14 protein-coding genes are annotated in these 19,194 nt (G+C 46.8%); 6 read left to right on the top strand and 8 right to left on the bottom strand.

Annotated elements, in window-relative coordinates; genetic code table 11:
* Window positions 1-2 precede the first annotated feature (2 nt).
* From ACYVD4_RS26910 to ACYVD4_RS26895, 4 genes are all read right to left on the bottom strand, one after another.
* Window positions 3-1,481 (bottom strand): complex I subunit 4 family protein, encoded by a 1,479-nt coding sequence (locus ACYVD4_RS26910; RefSeq protein ID WP_460950959.1) that lies wholly within the window; start codon window positions 1,479-1,481, stop codon window positions 3-5.
* A gap of 64 nt (window positions 1,482-1,545) precedes the next feature.
* Complete coding sequence (gene nuoL, locus ACYVD4_RS26905) at window positions 1,546-3,468, bottom strand: NADH-quinone oxidoreductase subunit L (RefSeq protein ID WP_460950958.1); 1,923 nt, start codon at window positions 3,466-3,468, stop codon at window positions 1,546-1,548.
* 99 nt (window positions 3,469-3,567) lie between these two features.
* A complete protein-coding gene (nuoK, locus tag ACYVD4_RS26900; protein ID WP_460950956.1) occupies window positions 3,568-3,912 on the bottom strand; it encodes an NADH-quinone oxidoreductase subunit NuoK in 345 nt (114 codons plus the stop codon).
* Window positions 3,913-4,041: 129 nt separating this feature from the next.
* Window positions 4,042-4,866 carry an exonuclease domain-containing protein gene (locus tag ACYVD4_RS26895; RefSeq protein ID WP_460950954.1) on the bottom strand — a complete coding sequence of 275 codons (825 nt, stop codon included), beginning with the start codon at window positions 4,864-4,866 and terminating at the stop codon, window positions 4,042-4,044.
* A gap of 220 nt (window positions 4,867-5,086) precedes the next feature.
* On the opposite strand from ACYVD4_RS26895, the gene ACYVD4_RS26890 reads away from it, so the two are divergent.
* The 5 genes from ACYVD4_RS26890 (at window position 5,087) to ACYVD4_RS26870 (ending at window position 14,393) form a co-directional block, all read left to right on the top strand.
* Window positions 5,087-5,698: an RNA polymerase sigma factor gene (locus ACYVD4_RS26890; protein WP_460950952.1), complete on the top strand. Its 612-nt coding sequence runs from the start codon at window positions 5,087-5,089 to the stop codon at window positions 5,696-5,698.
* Between the two features lie 108 nt (window positions 5,699-5,806).
* Window positions 5,807-6,928: a FecR family protein gene (locus tag ACYVD4_RS26885; protein ID WP_460950950.1), complete on the top strand. Its 1,122-nt coding sequence runs from the start codon at window positions 5,807-5,809 to the stop codon at window positions 6,926-6,928.
* Window positions 6,929-7,130: 202 nt separating this feature from the next.
* Window positions 7,131-10,565, top strand: coding sequence for a TonB-dependent receptor (locus ACYVD4_RS26880; RefSeq protein WP_460950948.1), 3,435 nt, complete (start codon window positions 7,131-7,133; stop codon window positions 10,563-10,565).
* A 19-nt stretch (window positions 10,566-10,584) separates the two neighbouring features.
* Complete coding sequence (locus ACYVD4_RS26875) at window positions 10,585-12,324, top strand: RagB/SusD family nutrient uptake outer membrane protein (protein WP_460950946.1); 1,740 nt, start codon at window positions 10,585-10,587, stop codon at window positions 12,322-12,324.
* A gap of 116 nt (window positions 12,325-12,440) precedes the next feature.
* Window positions 12,441-14,393: a GDSL-type esterase/lipase family protein gene (locus tag ACYVD4_RS26870; RefSeq protein WP_460950945.1), complete on the top strand. Its 1,953-nt coding sequence runs from the start codon at window positions 12,441-12,443 to the stop codon at window positions 14,391-14,393.
* A gap of 1 nt (window position 14,394) precedes the next feature.
* On the opposite strand, the gene ACYVD4_RS26865 is transcribed toward ACYVD4_RS26870, so the two are convergent.
* From ACYVD4_RS26865 to ACYVD4_RS26855, 3 genes are all read right to left on the bottom strand, one after another.
* On the bottom strand, window positions 14,395-14,787 hold the full coding sequence (locus ACYVD4_RS26865) for an ExbD/TolR family protein (RefSeq protein ID WP_460950944.1): 393 nt from the start codon (window positions 14,785-14,787) through the stop codon (window positions 14,395-14,397).
* 95 nt (window positions 14,788-14,882) lie between these two features.
* The gene (locus ACYVD4_RS26860) at window positions 14,883-15,593 is read right to left on the bottom strand and encodes a MotA/TolQ/ExbB proton channel family protein (RefSeq protein ID WP_460950942.1); all 711 of its coding nucleotides are present in this window, start codon (window positions 15,591-15,593) and stop codon (window positions 14,883-14,885) included.
* Between the two features lie 214 nt (window positions 15,594-15,807).
* Complete coding sequence (locus ACYVD4_RS26855; RefSeq protein ID WP_460950941.1) at window positions 15,808-16,779, bottom strand: zinc-dependent alcohol dehydrogenase family protein; 972 nt, start codon at window positions 16,777-16,779, stop codon at window positions 15,808-15,810.
* A gap of 203 nt (window positions 16,780-16,982) precedes the next feature.
* Between ACYVD4_RS26855 and ACYVD4_RS26850 the strand changes: the two genes are divergently transcribed.
* Window positions 16,983-17,708 (top strand): MIP/aquaporin family protein, encoded by a 726-nt coding sequence (locus ACYVD4_RS26850; protein WP_460950940.1) that lies wholly within the window; start codon window positions 16,983-16,985, stop codon window positions 17,706-17,708.
* 105 nt (window positions 17,709-17,813) lie between these two features.
* Here ACYVD4_RS26850 and ACYVD4_RS26845 read toward each other — a convergent pair whose 3' ends face one another.
* Window positions 17,814-19,160: a D-arabinono-1,4-lactone oxidase gene (locus ACYVD4_RS26845; protein WP_460950938.1), complete on the bottom strand. Its 1,347-nt coding sequence runs from the start codon at window positions 19,158-19,160 to the stop codon at window positions 17,814-17,816.
* Window positions 19,161-19,194 lie beyond the last annotated feature (34 nt).

The following is a 19,194-nucleotide window of genomic DNA, read 5'->3' as shown; positions in this document are numbered from 1 at the left end:
GCTTATTTCATAGATACTGCCGTTGTACCCACATATTTCATGAGGTTGACGACAGCGGGTTCGGTTAGTTTCAAAAATGAATGCGGGTAAACACCAATCCAGAAAACCAGTACAGCTAAGGGAATCAGCACCCAGGTTTCGGAAGTTGTCAGGTCGGCAAACGATTCGGTACGTGACGACGTAGCTCCAAACATGCTTTTCTGAAATAGACGTAGCATGTAAACAGCACCGAAAATAATCGTGAAGCCAGCAGCAAGCCCTAAGTAGGGGTTGTAGGTGTATACACCGTGTAATAACAGGAACTCACCAACAAATCCATTAGTCAGTGGCAACGCTACGCTGCCCAACAGCATAATTAAAAAGAGAACCGTGAGCTTGGGCGTAGACTGGGTGATGCCCCCAAGCTGATCGAGCTGGCGGGTGTTGGTACGTGAGAAAATCACATCGGCGATAAAGAACATACCTACTACATTGATGCCGTGAGCCAGCATTTGCACAAGTGCTCCCTGCATACCGGTTTCGGTTTGCGAGAACACACCAGCCGCCATCAGACCAACGTGCGAAAACGATGAATACGCAATCAATCGCTTCATATCGCGTTGGCGAATGGCGATAATAGCTCCGTATAGAATCCCAATTACCGACAGGATAATGGCCGTTTTCCCCCAGGTTTCCATACCAAGCGGTACAATCGGAAGAATAAATCGAATCAGGCCATAAACCCCCATTTTCAGCATAATACCAGCCAGCAACATCGTAGCCGGTGTCGGCGATTCTACATAGGTATCAGGCTGCCATGTATGGAATGGGAACACAGGCATTTTGATAGCAAAGGCAATAAAAAACGCCCAGAATACCCAGTTCTGTGCTTCAGGCGTCAGTTTAAGCTTATAAAAATCGGCGATTGCCGCTGAGTGCGCCGATACGTTCGTAGCCGGTGTCTGGTAATACAAATACACCAGTGCAACCAGCATAAACAAGCTGCCAAAGATTGTGTAAATAAAGAACTTGAACGTAACAGTCACCCGATTTTGTCCACCCCACATGGCCGCCAGAAAGTAGATGGGAATCAGGGCTGCTTCGAAGAATAAATAAAACAGGAAACCGTCGCGGGCGGTAAATACGCCCATCAGAGCTGCCTGCATATACAGCATGAGCGCATAGAACGTAGCAGGGCGCGGATATGTCCGATTGAACGTAGAAAGAATGATAAACGGGACAAGTAAGCCCGTTAATAGTACCAGTAATACGCTAATACCATCAATGCCCGCGCTAAAACGAATTCCCATCGACGCCAGCCAGGGATAATCGAAACTAAATTGCGACGTAGCATCGGGCTGAAATCCGAAAAAAGCAGAGCCAGCCGCTGCCAGTTCGACCAACGCGGCAACCAAAGCTGCCTGCTTGATACGTTCACCCCGAACTAGTAAAATCAGCGTTGCTGCTACGATGGGATAACAAATCAGAAATAGTGTAAGCATATACTGACTTATGAATTACGATGTTCGTTCGATTAACGATGTATCGTGAATCTATTGGACTAACTTAAAATCTAATGAAGAACCGCAGGGCAAAAATCAGCACGATACTGACAACCATAGCCAATACGTAAAAGCCGATTGCACCATTTTGCATTAACCGAAGCTGAGCCGAAGCTTGCCGAACCAGCCACGCTACGCCATTCACAATGCCATCGATCAATCCCTCTCCAAAGCTATACAACGTATCACCCAGACCGCGAATTGGACGGACAATGATCGCTTCGTAAAGTTCATCGACGTAGTATTTATTGTAGATAACCTGTTCTGGCAATGAGCGATCATCAGCATCAGGTGCGGGTACTGACTGACGACTTACATACATAACGTAAGCAATAATCAGAGCAACCAGCGCAACACCTGCCGAAACAGCCATCAACGTATATTCTGTGCTGTGCGAAAGATGTGATCCGGCAAAAGCTTCTGCGTTCACCTGACGTGATCCTTCAAACAAGGGCGCCATAAAGTTGCTGAGCCAGCCACCACCGGGTAAATTAAGCGCTCCACCAATTGCCGACAGAACGGCCAGTACCATCAATGGTAAAGTCATTGTCAGGGGCGACTCATGCAGGTGATGTTTCTGGTCTTCCGTTCCCCGGAATTCGCCGAAGAAAGTCAGGAAGAGCAGCCGGAACATGTAGAACGATGTCAAACCTGAACCGAGCAGACCTAACCCCCATAGGAGTTTATTGTGTTCGAAAACATGCGCCAGAATTTCATCTTTCGAGAAGAAACCAGCAAACGGCGGTAAACCCGAAATGGCAATTGTACCGATCAGGAATGTAATGAACGTAATTGGCAACGCTTTCCGTAAACCACCCATTTTCCGAATATCCTGCTCGTCAGACATAGCGTGAATAACGCTACCTGCACCTAGGAACAACAGCGCTTTGAAGAAAGCGTGGGTCATTACGTGGAACATACCAGCCGTATAGGCCGTAGCGCTCAAACCAAGGAACATGTAGCCTAATTGTGATACGGTTGAATAGGCCAGTACTTTCTTAATGTCGTTTTGTAGCAAACCGATTGAAGCCGCCAGCAGTGCGGTTGCAATAGCGATGAAACCAATTATTTCGAGCGTCAGCGGAGAAAGCGTATATAATACGTTCGAACGAACAACCATGTAAATACCCGCCGTTACCATCGTTGCCGCGTGAATCAGCGCTGAAACTGGAGTTGGTCCCGCCATAGCGTCGGGCAGCCAGGTATATAGCGGAATCTGAGCCGATTTACCCATTGCACCGACAAACAACAGAAGTGTAATGGCTAGAACGGTTTTATCACCAATCGCTAAACTCGTTGCCTGTTTAAATACGTCGATATATTCAACAGTACCGAACGTATTGATAATCATGAATATGCCCAACAGAAAGCCTAAATCGCCAATACGGTTCATGACGAAAGCTTTGCGAGCAGCATTATTGTAGCTGGTATTCTTGTTCCAGAAACCGATGAGCAGGTAAGAACATAAACCAACACCCTCCCAGCCGATAAACATGATAACGTAGTTGGAACCCATCACCAGCAGCAGCATGAAGAAGATAAACAGATTCAGGAAGGCCATAAATTTCCCGAATCCTTCGTCGTGGCTCATGTAGCCAATACTATACAGGTGAATCAGCGAACCAACACCCGTAACGACGAGTAGCATCAGCAACGATAGCTGATCAATCTGAAACGAGAAATTAATGTGTAAATCACCCACGCTAATCCAATCGAAAAGCGTAGCAACAATAGGCTGACTATTGCCCGCCTGACCCGCCTGAAATGTTCCGAAAAGAGACAGCGACAAGAAGAAGGACGCTACTACAGCCCCGGTTGCCACAATGCCCGCTAAACCAGTCGGCAGTCGGCGGAAGCCCAGGCCATTGATAAGAAAGCCAATCAGGGGTAAGAGCGGAATGAGTGCGCAGAGTAATTCTAGTTTCATCAAATCTATAGTCAACGGTCAGTAGTCAAGAGTCCAAAATCAATAGTCATTCAGGTTGGTTACGCAAAAATCCATCAGACTATCAACTGTAGGCTTATTTTACCATTTCAATTTATTGAGCAAGCCCACATCGATAGAACGGGTATTGCGGTAAATCATAACAATAATAGCCAGCCCAACCGATACTTCGGCGGCAGCAACGGCCATAATGAAAAAAACGAATACCTGTCCGGCCGAGTCAGAACGATACGATGAGAAGGCGATAAGCAATAAATTCACCGCGTTCAACATGAGTTCGATCGACATAAAAATGACAATAGCATTTCGCCGGGTCAGTACACCAATGATGCCGATTACAAAAAGTGCTGTACTAAGAATCAGATAATACGTGAGCGGTATTTGCTGAATGACTTCCGGAATGAGGATGTCCTGCGTGGGTTGCATGGCTTACCAGTTATAGAGAAAGTAGGGCAAAGGTAAAGATTATTCGGAATAGGTGGAAAGGTGTTTTTATGTCACCTTAACTTATGTGTATACATCGACCGTATCAATCGGCCAACGTAGCGTGGTTGATCAACGTTTGACAGTACCGTTCAGGCTAAACATACGTAGTCGAATTTCAGTCAGTCGGCGCTTTGTATCGAGCGGAAACTCACCTTTGAGTATCCAGTCGTAAAAAGACGGTTCCTTCTTCAGTACATCGATAACCGGTAGGCCTTTATGTTTACCGAAGTTGAAGACCTCTTCTCCTTTGTCGTTGAGAATCATTCGCCCAGCCAGATCGACGTTCGAATTGGCTGTAAGACTATGAAGCATATCTACATCATTTTCGAACACTACGTCCTGCCCGTTATCAGCGCGGCCCGTCATACCAACGTAGCGTTGCACCTGTGAATTTAGCACTTCGAGCGTAGCCAACGTATCGGCCTCGGCATTGTGGGCGCCAATCAATTCCTTATTGCAGTAAAATTTATACGCTGCCGATAAATTACGAGGCTCCATCAGATGAAAAATCCGCTGGGCATCGACCAGACGTCGGTTTTTAAGATCAAAATCAACATTGGCCCGCAAAAATTCTTCTACCAGTAACGGTACGTCGAAACGGTTACTATTGAATCCAGCCAGATCGCAACCTTCCAGAAACTGCGCCAATGTCCGGGCTACAGCTTTAAATGGTTGAGCATCTTTTACGTCTTCGTCATAGATACCATGAATCAGACTCGACTCCAGCGGAATAGGCATTCCGGGATTAACACGCTGATTTTTAGTGATAACCTCGCCCCCCGGCATCGCTTTCATAATGCAGATATCGATGATCCGATCTTTAGCAGTATTGATCCCCGTTGTTTCGAGGTCGAAAAAGGCAAGCGGCTTTTTGAGAATAAGTTGATGCGTCATAACCAAACCGGATTTCGCACGGTCAAGCTACAAAGGTAAATAGCTTCGGCGTTAATCCTGCCATCCTGCCCCATTAAAGACATAAACGAACCGAACAGTCCTGTCGTTGAAACGCTCATCCAATTTATAAAACTACCCGATTCAAATATTTAATCTATTCTATCAATAGAAAATACTATTTCATTACCTTTATAAAGATTAGCACTCAGGCCAACATCGTTTGAACGACTCTACGACAACGGACTATCGGGATTTACCAGCCCATGAGCTTTGGCAACGATTTAAAGCTGGAGATGAATTGGCCTTTGGTCAACTGGCTCAGCAACATTATCGTAGCCTCTATAACTATGGCCTGCGCTTAACAACAGACTCCGAACTGGTCTGGGATACAATTCAGGACTTATTTCTGGAACTTTGGATGCACCGGGAAACCGTTGGACAGGCTGTTTTTGTTAAAGCGTATCTCCTGAAATCGCTACGTTATAAGCTGTTAAAAGTTCGCGATCAACATCTCTCCTGTCAACTTGATGAATCAACTTCTGATGAGATTTTATCGACAGCATCAATAGAAGAAATTATCATTGACGTCGAATCAAATACAGCTCAAGAGCAGTTGCTTAATCGATTAATAGAGTCGCTAACCAAACGTCAACGCGAAATTCTTTACCTACGCTTTTACCAAAATCTGGATAATGCGGCTATTGCTCAGATTTTAGGTATGGAACGCCAAAGCGTAGCCAATCTTCTGCATCGTACCTTAAAAGAATTACGCCATTTGTGGTCACCACATCTCTATACATTCCTGCTCATTCTGAGCCAATTAGAGTTTTAAAATCCAAAATTGTATTATACTCAAAAAAAATTTTGCATTTCTTTGAGTATTGCCCGCCAATCTGATACACTATAGGAGTAAACGGACCAATCTGCTTCGTAACTCCCAATGCACTACCGAACCTACAGTACCGAAGATTTTCTGTTCGACGAATCGTTTCGCCAGTGGACTAGCGGAACATCGGCAGAAGCAACGGCTTTCTGGGAGGAATGGCTTCAAACTAATCCTGACCGAATTGAGGTTGTTCGGCAGGCGCAGGAATTGGTACGTGCGTTGAACAATTATTATCAGGACGACGTAACAGAAACCCGGCTTATCAGCGAACAGAATCGGCTGATGCAGCTAGCCGCCGAACAACGTGATGCCAACGTAGCAGCCGAAACACCAGTTATTCCACTTTGGCAACAAAGCTGGCTTCGCTGGAGTGCAGCCGCTTCTGTTTTGCTTTTGCTTGGTTTGGGCGGGTGGTTCTATTCTAGAGAGCGTGATAAAAAGCAGCTTTCACATTATAAGCAACTCACTCGAACAGTGCCAATTGCGCTGCGGGAAACAAAAAATACAAGCAATAAAGCCATTCATGTGTTACTGAGCGATGGCAGCCTTGTTACGTTACAGCCTAAAAGTCGCCTGAGTTATCCGAAACAGTTTACACAAAACAGCCGGACTGTTTTCCTGAAAGGAGAAGCCTTTTTCGACGTAGTGCGGAATCCAGACCGCCCATTTCTGATCTACGCCAACCAAACGGTTACGAAAGTTTTGGGAACAAGCTTTCTGGTACGTGCCTTCGAGTGCGAGCCGAATGTGGTCGTAACGGTACGTAGCGGACGTGTATCGGTATTTAAACAGACCGATTTTGAGAAATCACCGCAGGCAGGTTTGCGTCAGGTGCAGGGCGTTATTCTCACGCCCAATCAGCAAACGACATTCAGCATGGCTAAAAATCAATTTGCGAAAGCATTGGTGCAGCCTTCTAAAACGTTGCTTCCGATTGATATAATCCGTGAACGGGTGTTCGAAGATGCGCCAGTGGCCACGGTCTTCAGAAACATTGAGAAAACGTATGGCTTAAAAATTCACTATAAACCCGAGGAACTATCAGCCTGTCTGGTTAACCTCTCATTTTCGAACGAAAGCCTGATTGAGCAGCTCGACATCACCACCGAAACGATTGGCGGTACGTATGAGATACGGGATGGACAGATTTTTATTTCCAGCCGGGGCTGTCGCTAATCTTTACATTATTCCTGACTATAACTAACCCGCTAACCTTTTCTAATGTACTTATGAAACAATGAGTTAAGTAACAAAAAAAGTCAGTGATGATTCCGGCATCACTGACTTCAATACACCCTCGTAGAGAACTTCATCTGAGATGAAGCAGGGGGATTTTTGCCCATTCCTAAATCTAAACAGCAAAAAATCAAGTAAAAGTATGGAAAAACGTCGACAACCGCTTAGTCTGTTGCGCAGCCTTATGAAATTTACGGTCTATCAGTTATTACTCGCGGCTTTCATAGCTGGGCTAGCAACGGCCCGGCCAGTTGAAGCACAAAAAGTGACAGAGCAGCGAGTCACCTTACAGACAACCAATCAGACCGCCCGAACAATTCTGTCACAGCTTGAGCGTCAGGCCAATGTGCGTTTTGCCTTTCGGTCGGCGCTGGTTCAGCTAAATACGCACGTTTCGCTAAATGCCGAAAATCAATTGCTGGCCGATGTGCTGGATAAACTGCTAGCTCCTCTCCAGCTAACGTATCAGGTAAAAGGTCGGCACATTATTCTGAATCAGCAACTGATTTCGCTTCTGAGCAACGTAGCGTTATCGAGCAATTCGCCAACCGACCGGGCCATCAGTGGGAAAGTGGCCGATGAAAATGGCAACGCCTTACCCGGTGTTAGCATTGTTGTGAAAGGTACCACACGCGGCACAACCAGTGATGCCAACGGCCAGTTCCGAATGACCTTACTCACGGGCGACAACGTACTGGTTTTTAGCTTCGTAGGCTACTCAAGTCAGGAAGTTGTGGTTGGCAATCAATCAGCGCTAAACGTCAGTCTGTCTACCGACACTAAGAATCTGAGTGAGGTCGTCGTTGTCGGTTACGGTACTCAGAAACGTTCTGACTTAACCGGTGCTATTTCGTCGGTAAAAGCCGATGAAGTGAAAAACCTTCCTGTACGTAGCATTAACGAAGCCCTACAAGGTCGTGCTGCTGGTGTTCAGGTAACTCGTAACGATGGCTCGCCGGGTGGCGGTTCCGATATTGTGATTCGCGGGTTGGGTTCGATTGGTGGTATGTCGCCCCTGTATATTGTTGACGGCATTCGGATGAGTTCGGGCAATAACTTTAACTTACAGGATGTCGAATCGATTGAAATTCTGAAAGATGCCAGTGCCGCTTCAATTTATGGCGCACAGGCTGCTGGTGGCGTAGTACTCGTAACTACGAAGCGCGGCACAGGTATCGACAAAATGAACATCAATTTCAACGCTTATTACGGTGTTCGGAAGCCGCTTAATCTTTACAAATTATTAAACACATCCGAATACTTCACCGCAAAAAAAGCGTTTGGTGTAGCCACCAACAGTTGGGGTGACCCCAATACGTTGCCCGATAACGACTGGGTGGATCAGTTATATACCAATGGCATTGAGCAAAGCTATTCGCTCTCGTTATCAGGTGCTTCGGCCAAAACTAACTACTACCTATCGGCCAACTACCAACGCGAAGGTGGTACGATGCTCGACAACTGGTTCGACCGGATCGGCATACGCTCGAACGCAGATTATAAGATCAACAAAAAATTCAAAATCGGCGAAACCCTCTACGCCTGGACAACACGTAGCAATCCGACCGTAACAACAAGTTATCCCTTCCGTTCGGCCCCGGTTGTTGGCGTATATGACGAAACCAATCCATACGGTGGCTGGGCCAAAACAGGCAACTTTTTTGGTGGCCCTAACTTGGTAGCGCAGGAATATCAGCAACATATTCTGAACCAGACCTTTGCTTTAGAAGGAAACCTCTACGCCGATTGGGAAATTATTCCCGGCCTGAATTTCCGCTCTACGTTCGGCGCGTCTATTTATAATGCTAAAAACCAGCGTTTCAACGAAGCGTTTGATTACGGTATCGTAGCCAACCGCAATGCAATGCTGAGCCGTGAAATTAATAATCAACGTAACCTGACATCCAACTTCGTACTGACCTATGGCAAAACCTTCGGCCTGCACGAAGCAAAAGCGATGGTTGGTTACGAAGCCTATCAGTCTGATCTGAGTTCGCTCAACGCATCGGCGCAGGGTTTCCCATACGAAACCTACAACCTTGGTCTGACAACAACTCCATCCAGCTACGTAGCGGCTGGTGGTGAGTTTCCGCAGGTACGTCTATTATCTCAATTCGGACGTATCAACTACACCTACGATAACAAATACCTGTTTACGGCTACCATCCGTCGCGACGGTTCTGATCGATTTGGCCCAACCAACAAATTCGGGGTATTCCCATCGGCGTCTATTGGCTGGAAGTTAAACGAAGAAGCGTTTATCCGTGATAATTTGACCGCCATCTCGAATCTGAAACTGCGGGCCAGCTACGGTAAGCTCGGCAGTACCAGTAATATTCCGCAATACACGTATCAAAACTCGTACGGCGGCACAGGCGGCACCAATGCGATGGGTCTGGCCGATGGAAGTACACGTACCAAAGGATACGCGCTGACTGCTCAATTGGCAAACCAGAACATTCGCTGGGAAGAAGTACTCCAGACCGATATTGGTCTTGACATAGGTTTGCTACGTAACGCGCTGAACATCACCATCGATTGGTATAGCCGTCAGACACAGGGAATGATTTATCAGGTGCCTGTTGCCAATACAGCCGGTTTCGGATCGACCAGCGTTTTCACCAACATTGGTCAGATGAGTAATAAAGGTATTGAGTTAGGCATCGATTACCGGGGTAAAAAAGGCGCATTTACGTACGACGTAGCGTTTAATGCCGCTTTCAACAAGAACCTGGTTAAGCAACTGGATGGAACCAATAACAACCCGATCAACGATGGCTCGGCTGGCGATTACCTCGAAAGCGTCGTAGCTCGTACACAGGCAGGGCAAACCATGAGCCAGTTTTATGGCTATCAGGTTCAGGGTATTTTCCAGACCGATGCTGAAGTAGCTGCGCTGAACAAAAAAGCGCAGGAATCGGCTGGCTCAACAACCGGTATTTTCTATCAGGCAGCCGCTACCGGCGCGGGCGATCTTTACCTGAAAGATGTTAACGGCGACGGACGTATCACCACCGCCGACAAAGTGTTTATTGGTAATCCGTGGCCTAAAATGACCTACGGCCTAACCGTAAATCTGGGCTGGAAAGGAATCGAACTGTCGGCTTTGTTTCAGGGAATTCAGGGAGTTGATGTATACAACGGAAACCGGTATTACACCCAATTTTTCGTTGGAGACTATAACACTACGCCTGATATTTTCAAAACGTCGTTTTTTAATGGCGGAGGCTTAACCAGCAATCCGAGAGTAGGTTATACAGCCACCGACGGTACGTATGTTCGCGACCCGAACGGAAACTACACCCGTATTTCCAGCTATTTTGTTGAAGATGGTTCGTTCCTGAAGCTGCGTAACCTTCAGATTGGCTATAACCTGCCAACATCGTTGACGAAGTCTCTGCGAATCACGAACGCCAAAGTATATGTACAGGGCCAGAACCTGCTCACGTTCACCAAGTATTCAGGCCTTGATCCTGAAGTGCTCGGACGTAATGCAACTACAGGCCGGGGTATCGACTCGTTCTATTCCTACCCCCGTACTTCCCTGATTTCATTTGGTGTCAACCTGAACCTTTAATCGAAAAGACGTAGCAATCATGAAAATATTCACCAGACTAGTACCCTTTCTTTTGCTGCTGAGCCTTACCGCCTGTAAAGAAAGTTTCGTTGATATAAATAACCCAACCGCCATATCTACAGCGAGTTACCCTAATACAATAACTGATTTAGAGCAACTTCTGGCCGGTGTATATGCTTCCCAACATTCGGATGGCCTTTATGGCCGTGCGATGGGGGGATACAACACGTTTCTCTGGGATCATACTTCCGATTTAAGCTGGCAGGGTCTGCAAAACTGGATTATGATGGGCCAGAACAATACGTTACCCAGCGATCAGTATCTGGCCATTACGTGGCCTCATCTATGGCGGGGTGTTCAACGGTGCAATACGTTATTGGCGGGCATTGAACGGGTTGGCAAAAACGCATCGACTACGGATGCGGCTAATATTGCTCTTATTAAAGGGCAGACGCTTTTCCTCCGGGCCTGGTATTATTACTACCTGACGGCAATCTGGGGCGAGTCGTTTATAGTAAACGGGCAGGGTGGCGATAAACAGGGCGTTCCTATTTTAACAAGTGTAGCCAATACGCTTGCCGATACGCAGGTAAAACGGGCTACGGTTAAGGAGTGTTGGGATTTTATTATCAAAGACCTGAAAGATGCCGAAGCCTTGCTGGGCACAAGAAACTGGACAGCCGCTGCCGATAAACATAAAGTATCGGGCTGGGGCGTTAAAGGTTTTCTGGGTAAAGTTTACGTCTACACACAGGATTGGGCTAACGCTAAAACGGTTCTGAGCGACGTAGTGAATAACAGCGGCAAATCGCTGGTTTCGTTCGATGTGTATAAAACGATGTTCAACGGACAAAACGAGTTCAACTCCGAATCACTCTACGAACTCAATCTGAACGTAGATATGTCTTTTTCGGGTTCTAGCGACCTGTCGATGGGTTCGATGATCGGGACGATTATTGCACCTACTTATGTTAGTCAGACAAACGGATTACCCATTGCATCGGCCTGGACAAACCTGTTTCCGCACGCGAAAAACCTGAATCGTTTTGGTTTCAATCTAGGTCACTATTTCAAACCGGGTGTTACGTCAGCCAACATTTCGAATGTCGATCAGGACTACGTTACCCGATCAAAAGCGGCCCGTGCCAACAAAACCGTGGACCCTCGTTTATGGGTAGCCTGTTTCCAGCCTTACGTTGATTCGATGGTGGTAAGTGGTGTAAAACGCCCAATTGCTCACTACCTCGACATTACCGAACTGGACATGGAAGCCTGGAGTTTCCGCAAATACCTCAATCTGGCGGGTACCGAACTGGAAGTAAACCGCGCCAACGGAGCCAATATTCTCTGGCTACGTCTGGCCGATATTTATCTCCTATACGCCGAAACGCTCGCCAAAACCGGCGACAACGCCACAGCGCTTGAATATATTAATAAAGTGAAGCGACGAGCTTACGGATTCCCGGTCAACTCACCTTCTACTGTCGACTATAAGAACCTGACCGATAAAACGATGGCTTCCGACAACGTATTAGGCAGCGATCCACTGAAGTACGAACGATGGGCCGAATTTTTTGGCGAATTCAACTGGTGGTTCGACGTATGTCGCTGGAAAATTGGCGGACAGGAAGCAAATTTTTATCAGAAAGTACGCGGAGGAACCATCGAATGGAACGACGCTACCGATTATGCGCAGCCCATTCCGATCAATGAGTTGAACGCCAATGTCAATATGAAGCAGAACCCTGGTTATAACTAAAAGCTTAAAATAGGTTGGTTGCGGTAAACTGCCGATGTATTATTACGTCGGCAGTTTCTTTAGTAAACCATTCGTTTCCGCGTACTCGCAAAACGACACGCCCACTACGTAACATCATGAAGAAAAAAGCGGCTGTTCCTTCGTCCTCATCGTCCTACGCTTCCCAATTCGCACCAAGGCATATCTGGCTGTTCCGGCTTATTGCTGTCGCCCTGCCGTTTATTGTACTAGGGTCACTGGAAGGATTGCTACGTTTGCTAGGCTACGGTCACGACATGCGGCTCTTTGTTGATGATCCGAGAAATTCGAACTACTGGATCATGAATAAATACGCTTCCGAAAAATATTTCTCCGAAACCACCAACGCTACGTTCGGTAATTTCGAACCATTTCGAAAGCAGAAAGCAGAAGGCACGCTACGTATCTTCATTCTGGGCGAATCGACTACGATTGGGTTTCCGTACATGCACAACGGTTCGTTTCACCGCTGGTTGCAATACCGACTCAATCGTACCTTCCCAGACCGTAATTTCGAAATTATCAATCTGGCGCTGACGGCTGTAAACTCCCACACCGTTTACGGATTCGCCAAAGAATTACCGAATTATCAGCCCGATGTGGTACTAGTTTACACGGGTCATAACGAATATTACGGCGCAGCGGGCATTGGCTCTACCAGCTCCATTGCTCAAAATCCGAACGTAGTACGACTCGTATTAAAAGCGCGCGAATTTCGGGTTATTCAACTCATTCGAAACGTAACAGCTAGTCTTCGCCCGAAAGCTTCCGGTAGCCAGTCGGAACAACGGGATGGCATGATGAAACGAATGGCCGCCGACCAACAAATCCCGCTCGATTCAGACGCTTATCAAGCTGGAATTAAACAATTTGCAACGAATCTAAATGACCTTTGCCAATTACTTACAGAGCAGAAAATTCCGGTATTTGTCAGCAATGTAGTGAGCAATCAGAAAGATCTGAAACCACTTGAAGCGGCTTTAGATAAGTCAACTGGTCCGGCAGCGCAAACGTATCAGCAAGCTGGTCAGGCATACGTAGCGGGCAATTTTAGTGAAGCAAAAAAGCAGTACGTTCAGGCGAAAGAACTTGACCGAATTCGCTTTCGTGCACCAGAAGCCATCAATCAAGCTATTCAGGAACTATCAGCTCGCTATCCGGGCGTAACGCTGGTCGATACAAAAGTGCTATTCGAGCAACATTCAGAAAACGGTATTCTGGGAAACGAAACCCTGCTTGAACACGTCCATCCAAATCTGCTGGGTTACGCGCTCCTTTCCGAAGCCTTTTACCTAAGCCTGAAAAAACAACGTATCATCACGCCACAGCCGAATCAGGAAATGTCGTTTGCCCAACTGAAACAACAAATGCCGATTACCGTTGTCGATTCGCTATATGGTACGTATGAAATTAACCTATTGAAATGCGGGTGGCCGTTTAATGAATCGATTCCCGAAAAATCACCCTCAAATCTTGACGAGCAACTGGCGCAGAGTCTGGTACGTCGGGAAATCCTGTGGGAAAATGCGCTGAATCAACTCGCCGATCAGTACGCTAAACAGAACAACTTACCGAAAGCGGTTCAGGTTATCGACGCATTGATGTTGGAATATCCGCTTGAACCAAATGCGCCCACGCAAGCGGGGAAATTATTGCTGAAAATGAACCGAAATGAAGAAGCCGTTACGTATCTAAAAAAAGCGTTTCAGTTAGAGAATTCGTTTGAGCGAGCGCAACAATTATTCATTACGTTGCTTAAACTCGACCGACCTGACGAAGCGCTACCGTATTTGCACTATGCTACCGCCAACAATCAATCTGGTTTTAGCCTAAATGAGCTGCAATCGTTTGTAGAACAATTGGTTGCCTTGAAAAAACAATACGCTCAGGACACCACCAACGTAGCACTAAGCAATCAACTGGCGATTGGTTATCTGAAATTTGCAAACGCAGATGCAGCCTCTCGATACGTAGCAAAAACCCTCCGGCAAGACCCGCGAAACGAAGTGGCCCGGCAACTACAGGAGAAAATTAAGGCGATTCGGAAATAGCTTATTTCGATGTAGCCATTACCATTTTAATATTCAGCTTGGCACCCGTCTGCAATACGTCGACCAGATCCTGAACCGTCAGGGCTTTATCAAAACGTACCACTACGGTTGGTTCAGCAATACCGGCCATAATCGTTTTCAGTTCCTCTTCCAGATTGGCAGGATCGACCGGTTTTTTGTCGATAAAATACTGCTTCTTGTCATCAACAGACAAAGTAACCTGTTTCTTGCTTAACTGCTGTGACGACGATGCTTTTGGCAGCATCAACTTGATTACGTTCGGATTGGCAACCGTTGAGATGATCAGGAAGAACAACAGCAGAAAAAACATAATGTCGTTCAGCGACGACGTAGCAACTTCGGCAGCAAACTTATTTTTTCGGCGGAGTTTCATATTGGAGTGATAAACGATGAGTGATGGACGATGAGTGTTAAGTATCTGGCATCAGCAAACTTATTACTCATCGTTCATCACTCATCACTTAAAATTTAGCGCATCCGAGCGGGCTCGTTGGTTGGTTTCTGGAGCACTTCGATAAACTCGAACGAATACATTTCGAGCGAAAGTGTAAAGCGCTCGATCATCATATTGAGCAGGTGATAGCCCGTATAGGCAATAACACCCACAATCAGACCGGCGCCCGAGGTGATCATTTTTTCGTACAGACCACCGGCAATAATGCCGACGCTGATGTTATCGGAAAGCGAAATATCGTAGAAAATACGGATGATACCGGAGATTGTCCCGATAAAACCCATCATCGGTGCAATACCAGCAATGATACCCAAATAGCCCATGTTACGTTCCAGCCGCGACAGTTCGATCTGCCCAACGGTTTCGATGGTGCTCTCAATATCGCGAATAGGCGAACCGATTCGGCCAATGGCTTTTTCAAATACGCGACCTAATGCAGACCGCTGATTTTTGGCAAATGACTCTGCCGATTTAATATTTCCCTGCGCAATCATATCCCGAATGTTGTCGATAAAATTGGCATCGGCTTTCGTTTGCGAGCGAATGACAAAGAATCGTTCAAAAATCAGGTACAACGTAGAAAAGAACAAAAATGCGATGGGAACCATAACCCAACCGCCTTTGGCCACCAAATCAAACAGTTGCAGGGTTTGGGGTTGTGCAGCCGCAGTGGTCGACAACGATGCAGCTGTGGTATCAACAGCCGGAACCTGGAGCAATAGCATACGAACGAGTCGGGTAAGTGTAAGAGGTTAGACCAACGGTCGTTACAGGAACAAACGTGTTGGTTTCGTCGGATATTGTTTCAAAGATACAGAAGCCGCCTGAAAACGAAATAGAAAGTTAACAAACTGACAACGTAACGAATACGAAACGCTTGATTACAAGTATTGTTTTGTATTCGTTACGTTGCCGATCGACGTTTTTGCTACGTATTATTTACGGCTTCACCAGAATTTTGCCCCAGCGCCCTGTACGGTCGGCATGTTCTACGGCTTCTTTAATCTGATCGAGTGAATACGTAGCTTCGACAGGCAACTGTATCTGCCCCGACGCAAGTAAGCTGATTACACTCTGTGCTACGTCCTTTCGGGTCTGGCTGTCAACACGCTGCATCCATTCCGAGAGCCAGAAACCTTTCACAGTCAGCCCTCTAAATATCATCAGTCCTGCATTTATTTCCGGGTCTTGTAAGCTCAATACGCCATAAATGAGCATGGTACCTCCCCTACTCAGGCATTTTAACGCTTCGGTGGCTGTATGGCCGCCTACGGCATCGAGCACGCAGTAAACACCATTGCCATCGGTGATTTCCTTTACCCGAGCGCTTAGTTTCTCGGTTTCTACGTTAACGACTTCGGTAAGCCCCAACGCTTTCAACTCGTCGTTAAGATCGTCGCGCCGAACGGTACCAATGGTTTTAATTCCGCGTTGTTTGCAGAGTTGAATTACCATCTTCCCAAACGCAGAACCAGCCGCTGTCAGCATGAGCCAGCCACCTTCCGAAACACCCGATTCCTGCACCATAGCATAGGCCGTAAACGGGTTGACGAACAATTGAGCTGCTACGTCGTCGGTCATCGCATCTGGCACCGGAATCAAACTGCGATGATGCGCGATGGCGTATTCCGACCACGTACCAATGCCGGTAAAACTTACGCGCATGCCTGTTCGCATCTGCACACCTTCACCCAATGCATCGATTATACCCATACCCTCGAAACCTGCTCCTGACGGTAAATGTGGCCGAATACCGTACAGATTTTGTACGAACATAATATCGGATGGGTTGATAGGAGCTGCAATAACTTTTATCCGAACTTCATTTGGCCCCGGTTCGGGAATAGCTTTATCTGTTACGTTGAGTATGTCGGTGGGCCGACCGGTTTGTTCAAAAATGACGCTTTTCATGTGTTGATGACGGAATACGTACTACGTTGAAAGAGTTTCTTTTGTATTAATTGGTATAGCGCCAAAAATATGATTTAATTCGCACAAACTATTCCTAAACCTTGAATGTAGTCGATACGTATTAGAAATCAGTCGCGGCTGTTGAAGGTTTTTTTAACACGAATCGACTGATTTCCATCGACTACCAATTCCGTTTCTGACTCATGCACACCTCTCCTTTTCTAGGTGAATTAATCGGCACAATGGTCATACTGCTTTTGGGCAATGGCGTTGTGGCCAATGTGGTTTTAAAACAAACGAAAGGTGAGTCGAGCGGCTGGATTGTGATAACAGCAGGCTGGGCATTTGCCGTAACGATGGGCGTTTTTGTTTCCAAAGCATTCGGTAGTGTCGACGCGCATTTGAATCCGGCCGTTACGGTAGCGTTCGCCGTAGCGACCAACGATTTTAGCAACCTTGTTTCATACATTACGGCGCAGATGATTGGTGGCTTTCTGGGTGCTACGTTGGTCTGGTTATTTTATCATCCCCACTGGGCCGCTACTCCCGACCCTGCGGCCAAACTTGCCTGTTTTGCTACCGGCCCGGCCATACGTAACTCGAGTGCTAATTTTCTAAGCGAAGCCATAGCAACACTTGTCTTAATTGTGGGATTAGCCGGTATTTCGTCTAAAAATCTGGGCGTGATGGCCGTTGGCGTAGGACCTTATCTGGTCGGAATTCTGATCTGGAGCATCGGCCTTTCGTTGGGTGGTACTACGGGTTACGCCATGAGCCCCGCCCGCGATTTTAGCCCTCGGCTGGCACATGCTTTATTACCTATCGCCGGAAAAGGATCATCAGATTGGAGTTATGCTTGGATACCCGTAGTGGCCCCACTCGTCGGTGCTGCCGTTGGCGGACTGCTAATTCGCCTTTTAGCGCTTTAGTTTTTGTAACACAGAGATTCACAAAGCCGCCCAGAGAGACACGAGATTTATTATTCCTCTGTGTCCTCTCTGGGCGGCTTTGTGAATCTCTGTGACCTATATTTTTCAACTTCCAAAGATATTCTTATCCAGAAAGGCATTTCTGAATTTGCCCTGGGGATCGTATTCCTGAAGAATTTTCCGGAAAGCTGGCAGTTTTTCATAGCGTGCCTGTAGCTGGGCTGGGGCAATGGTAAATAGCTTTCCCCAATGCGGACGCACCTTAAAGGGAGCTAGTTCTTTTTCGATCATCGGTAATACTTTCCGAACTGAAGCCCAATCCTGTTTCCAGGTAAAGTGGATCGCCACACTAGGTTGTTTATAGCACGGACTCATCCATAAATCATCGGCATCAATCGTCCGAATTTCCGAAATCTGTAGGTGCGGGCTAACGTGGTCGCGAAGGCGTTCAACGGCTAAAATAGCTTCCATCGCATTTTTACGGGGCACAAAATATTCCGACTGTAATTCTTTACCGCTACTCGGCGTAAAACCCATTTTAAAGTGGGGCATCCGCTCATACCACGGGCCGGGAATGCCCATCTGATCAGTGCAGTGGATAGCCGACAATTCCGCTATCGGATGAAGGTTTTTCGTAGCTAGTTTAGCCCCGTAAAACTCTGGTTTAGCCTCCAGCGTTTTTCCTTTTTCGATCTTACGTTTTATCCAGACTTCGTTGATCCGTTTCTTCTGCCAGTCGGTAAATAGACTGACGCTATAACCACTTGACATGATAGCATCGAAATGCTGCTGAAGCTGTGCCGTTGGTAAATCGACATAAACGTGCTGGCCCATCGCAAACGTCGGCTGAATATCGAGAGTCACTTTGGTTACTACGCCCAACCCGCCCAAGTGCACAACAGCCGCCTTGAATGAATCGCCATCCTTAGCACGAGAGAGTGTTCTTATCTCGCCTTTGGCCGTCACGATTTCCATAGCCGTTACAGCCGTCGATAAATTTCCGTTTTTAACCCCCGAACCGTGCGTAGCCGTAGCACAGGCTCCGGCAATCGAAATATGCGGTAACGACGCCAGATTGTGCAGTGCGAAACCCTTTGTTTCCAGATACGGTGCTAGTTGACCATATTTCATACTGGCATCGACCGTAACGGTACGTGCCTTTGCATCCAGCGACACTACGTCATCCATCACTTTGAGGGAAAGAAACTGATCCGTACTATCGGCTATGTTATTAAAACAGTGGCGTGTGCCAAGAACCTTCAGTTTATCGAATTTTTTGACCTGTTCCTGAATCTGCTGCATAGATTTGGCAGCGTATAGTTTATTGGTACTATATTGAAAATTACCCGCCCAGTTTTTTAGTTTATCGTCTGATCCCCAGCTAGCTAACGGTGCCAGAATCGGAGCCGCCAACAGCGAGGATGACAATTTTAAAAAGGTTCTTTTTTGCATGACTATAGGGTTTTTCGCTAAACTAATTGGATAA

Source organism: Spirosoma daeguense (genome assembly GCF_054776875.1).
This window is presented reverse-complemented; position numbering and strand designations above follow the sequence as displayed.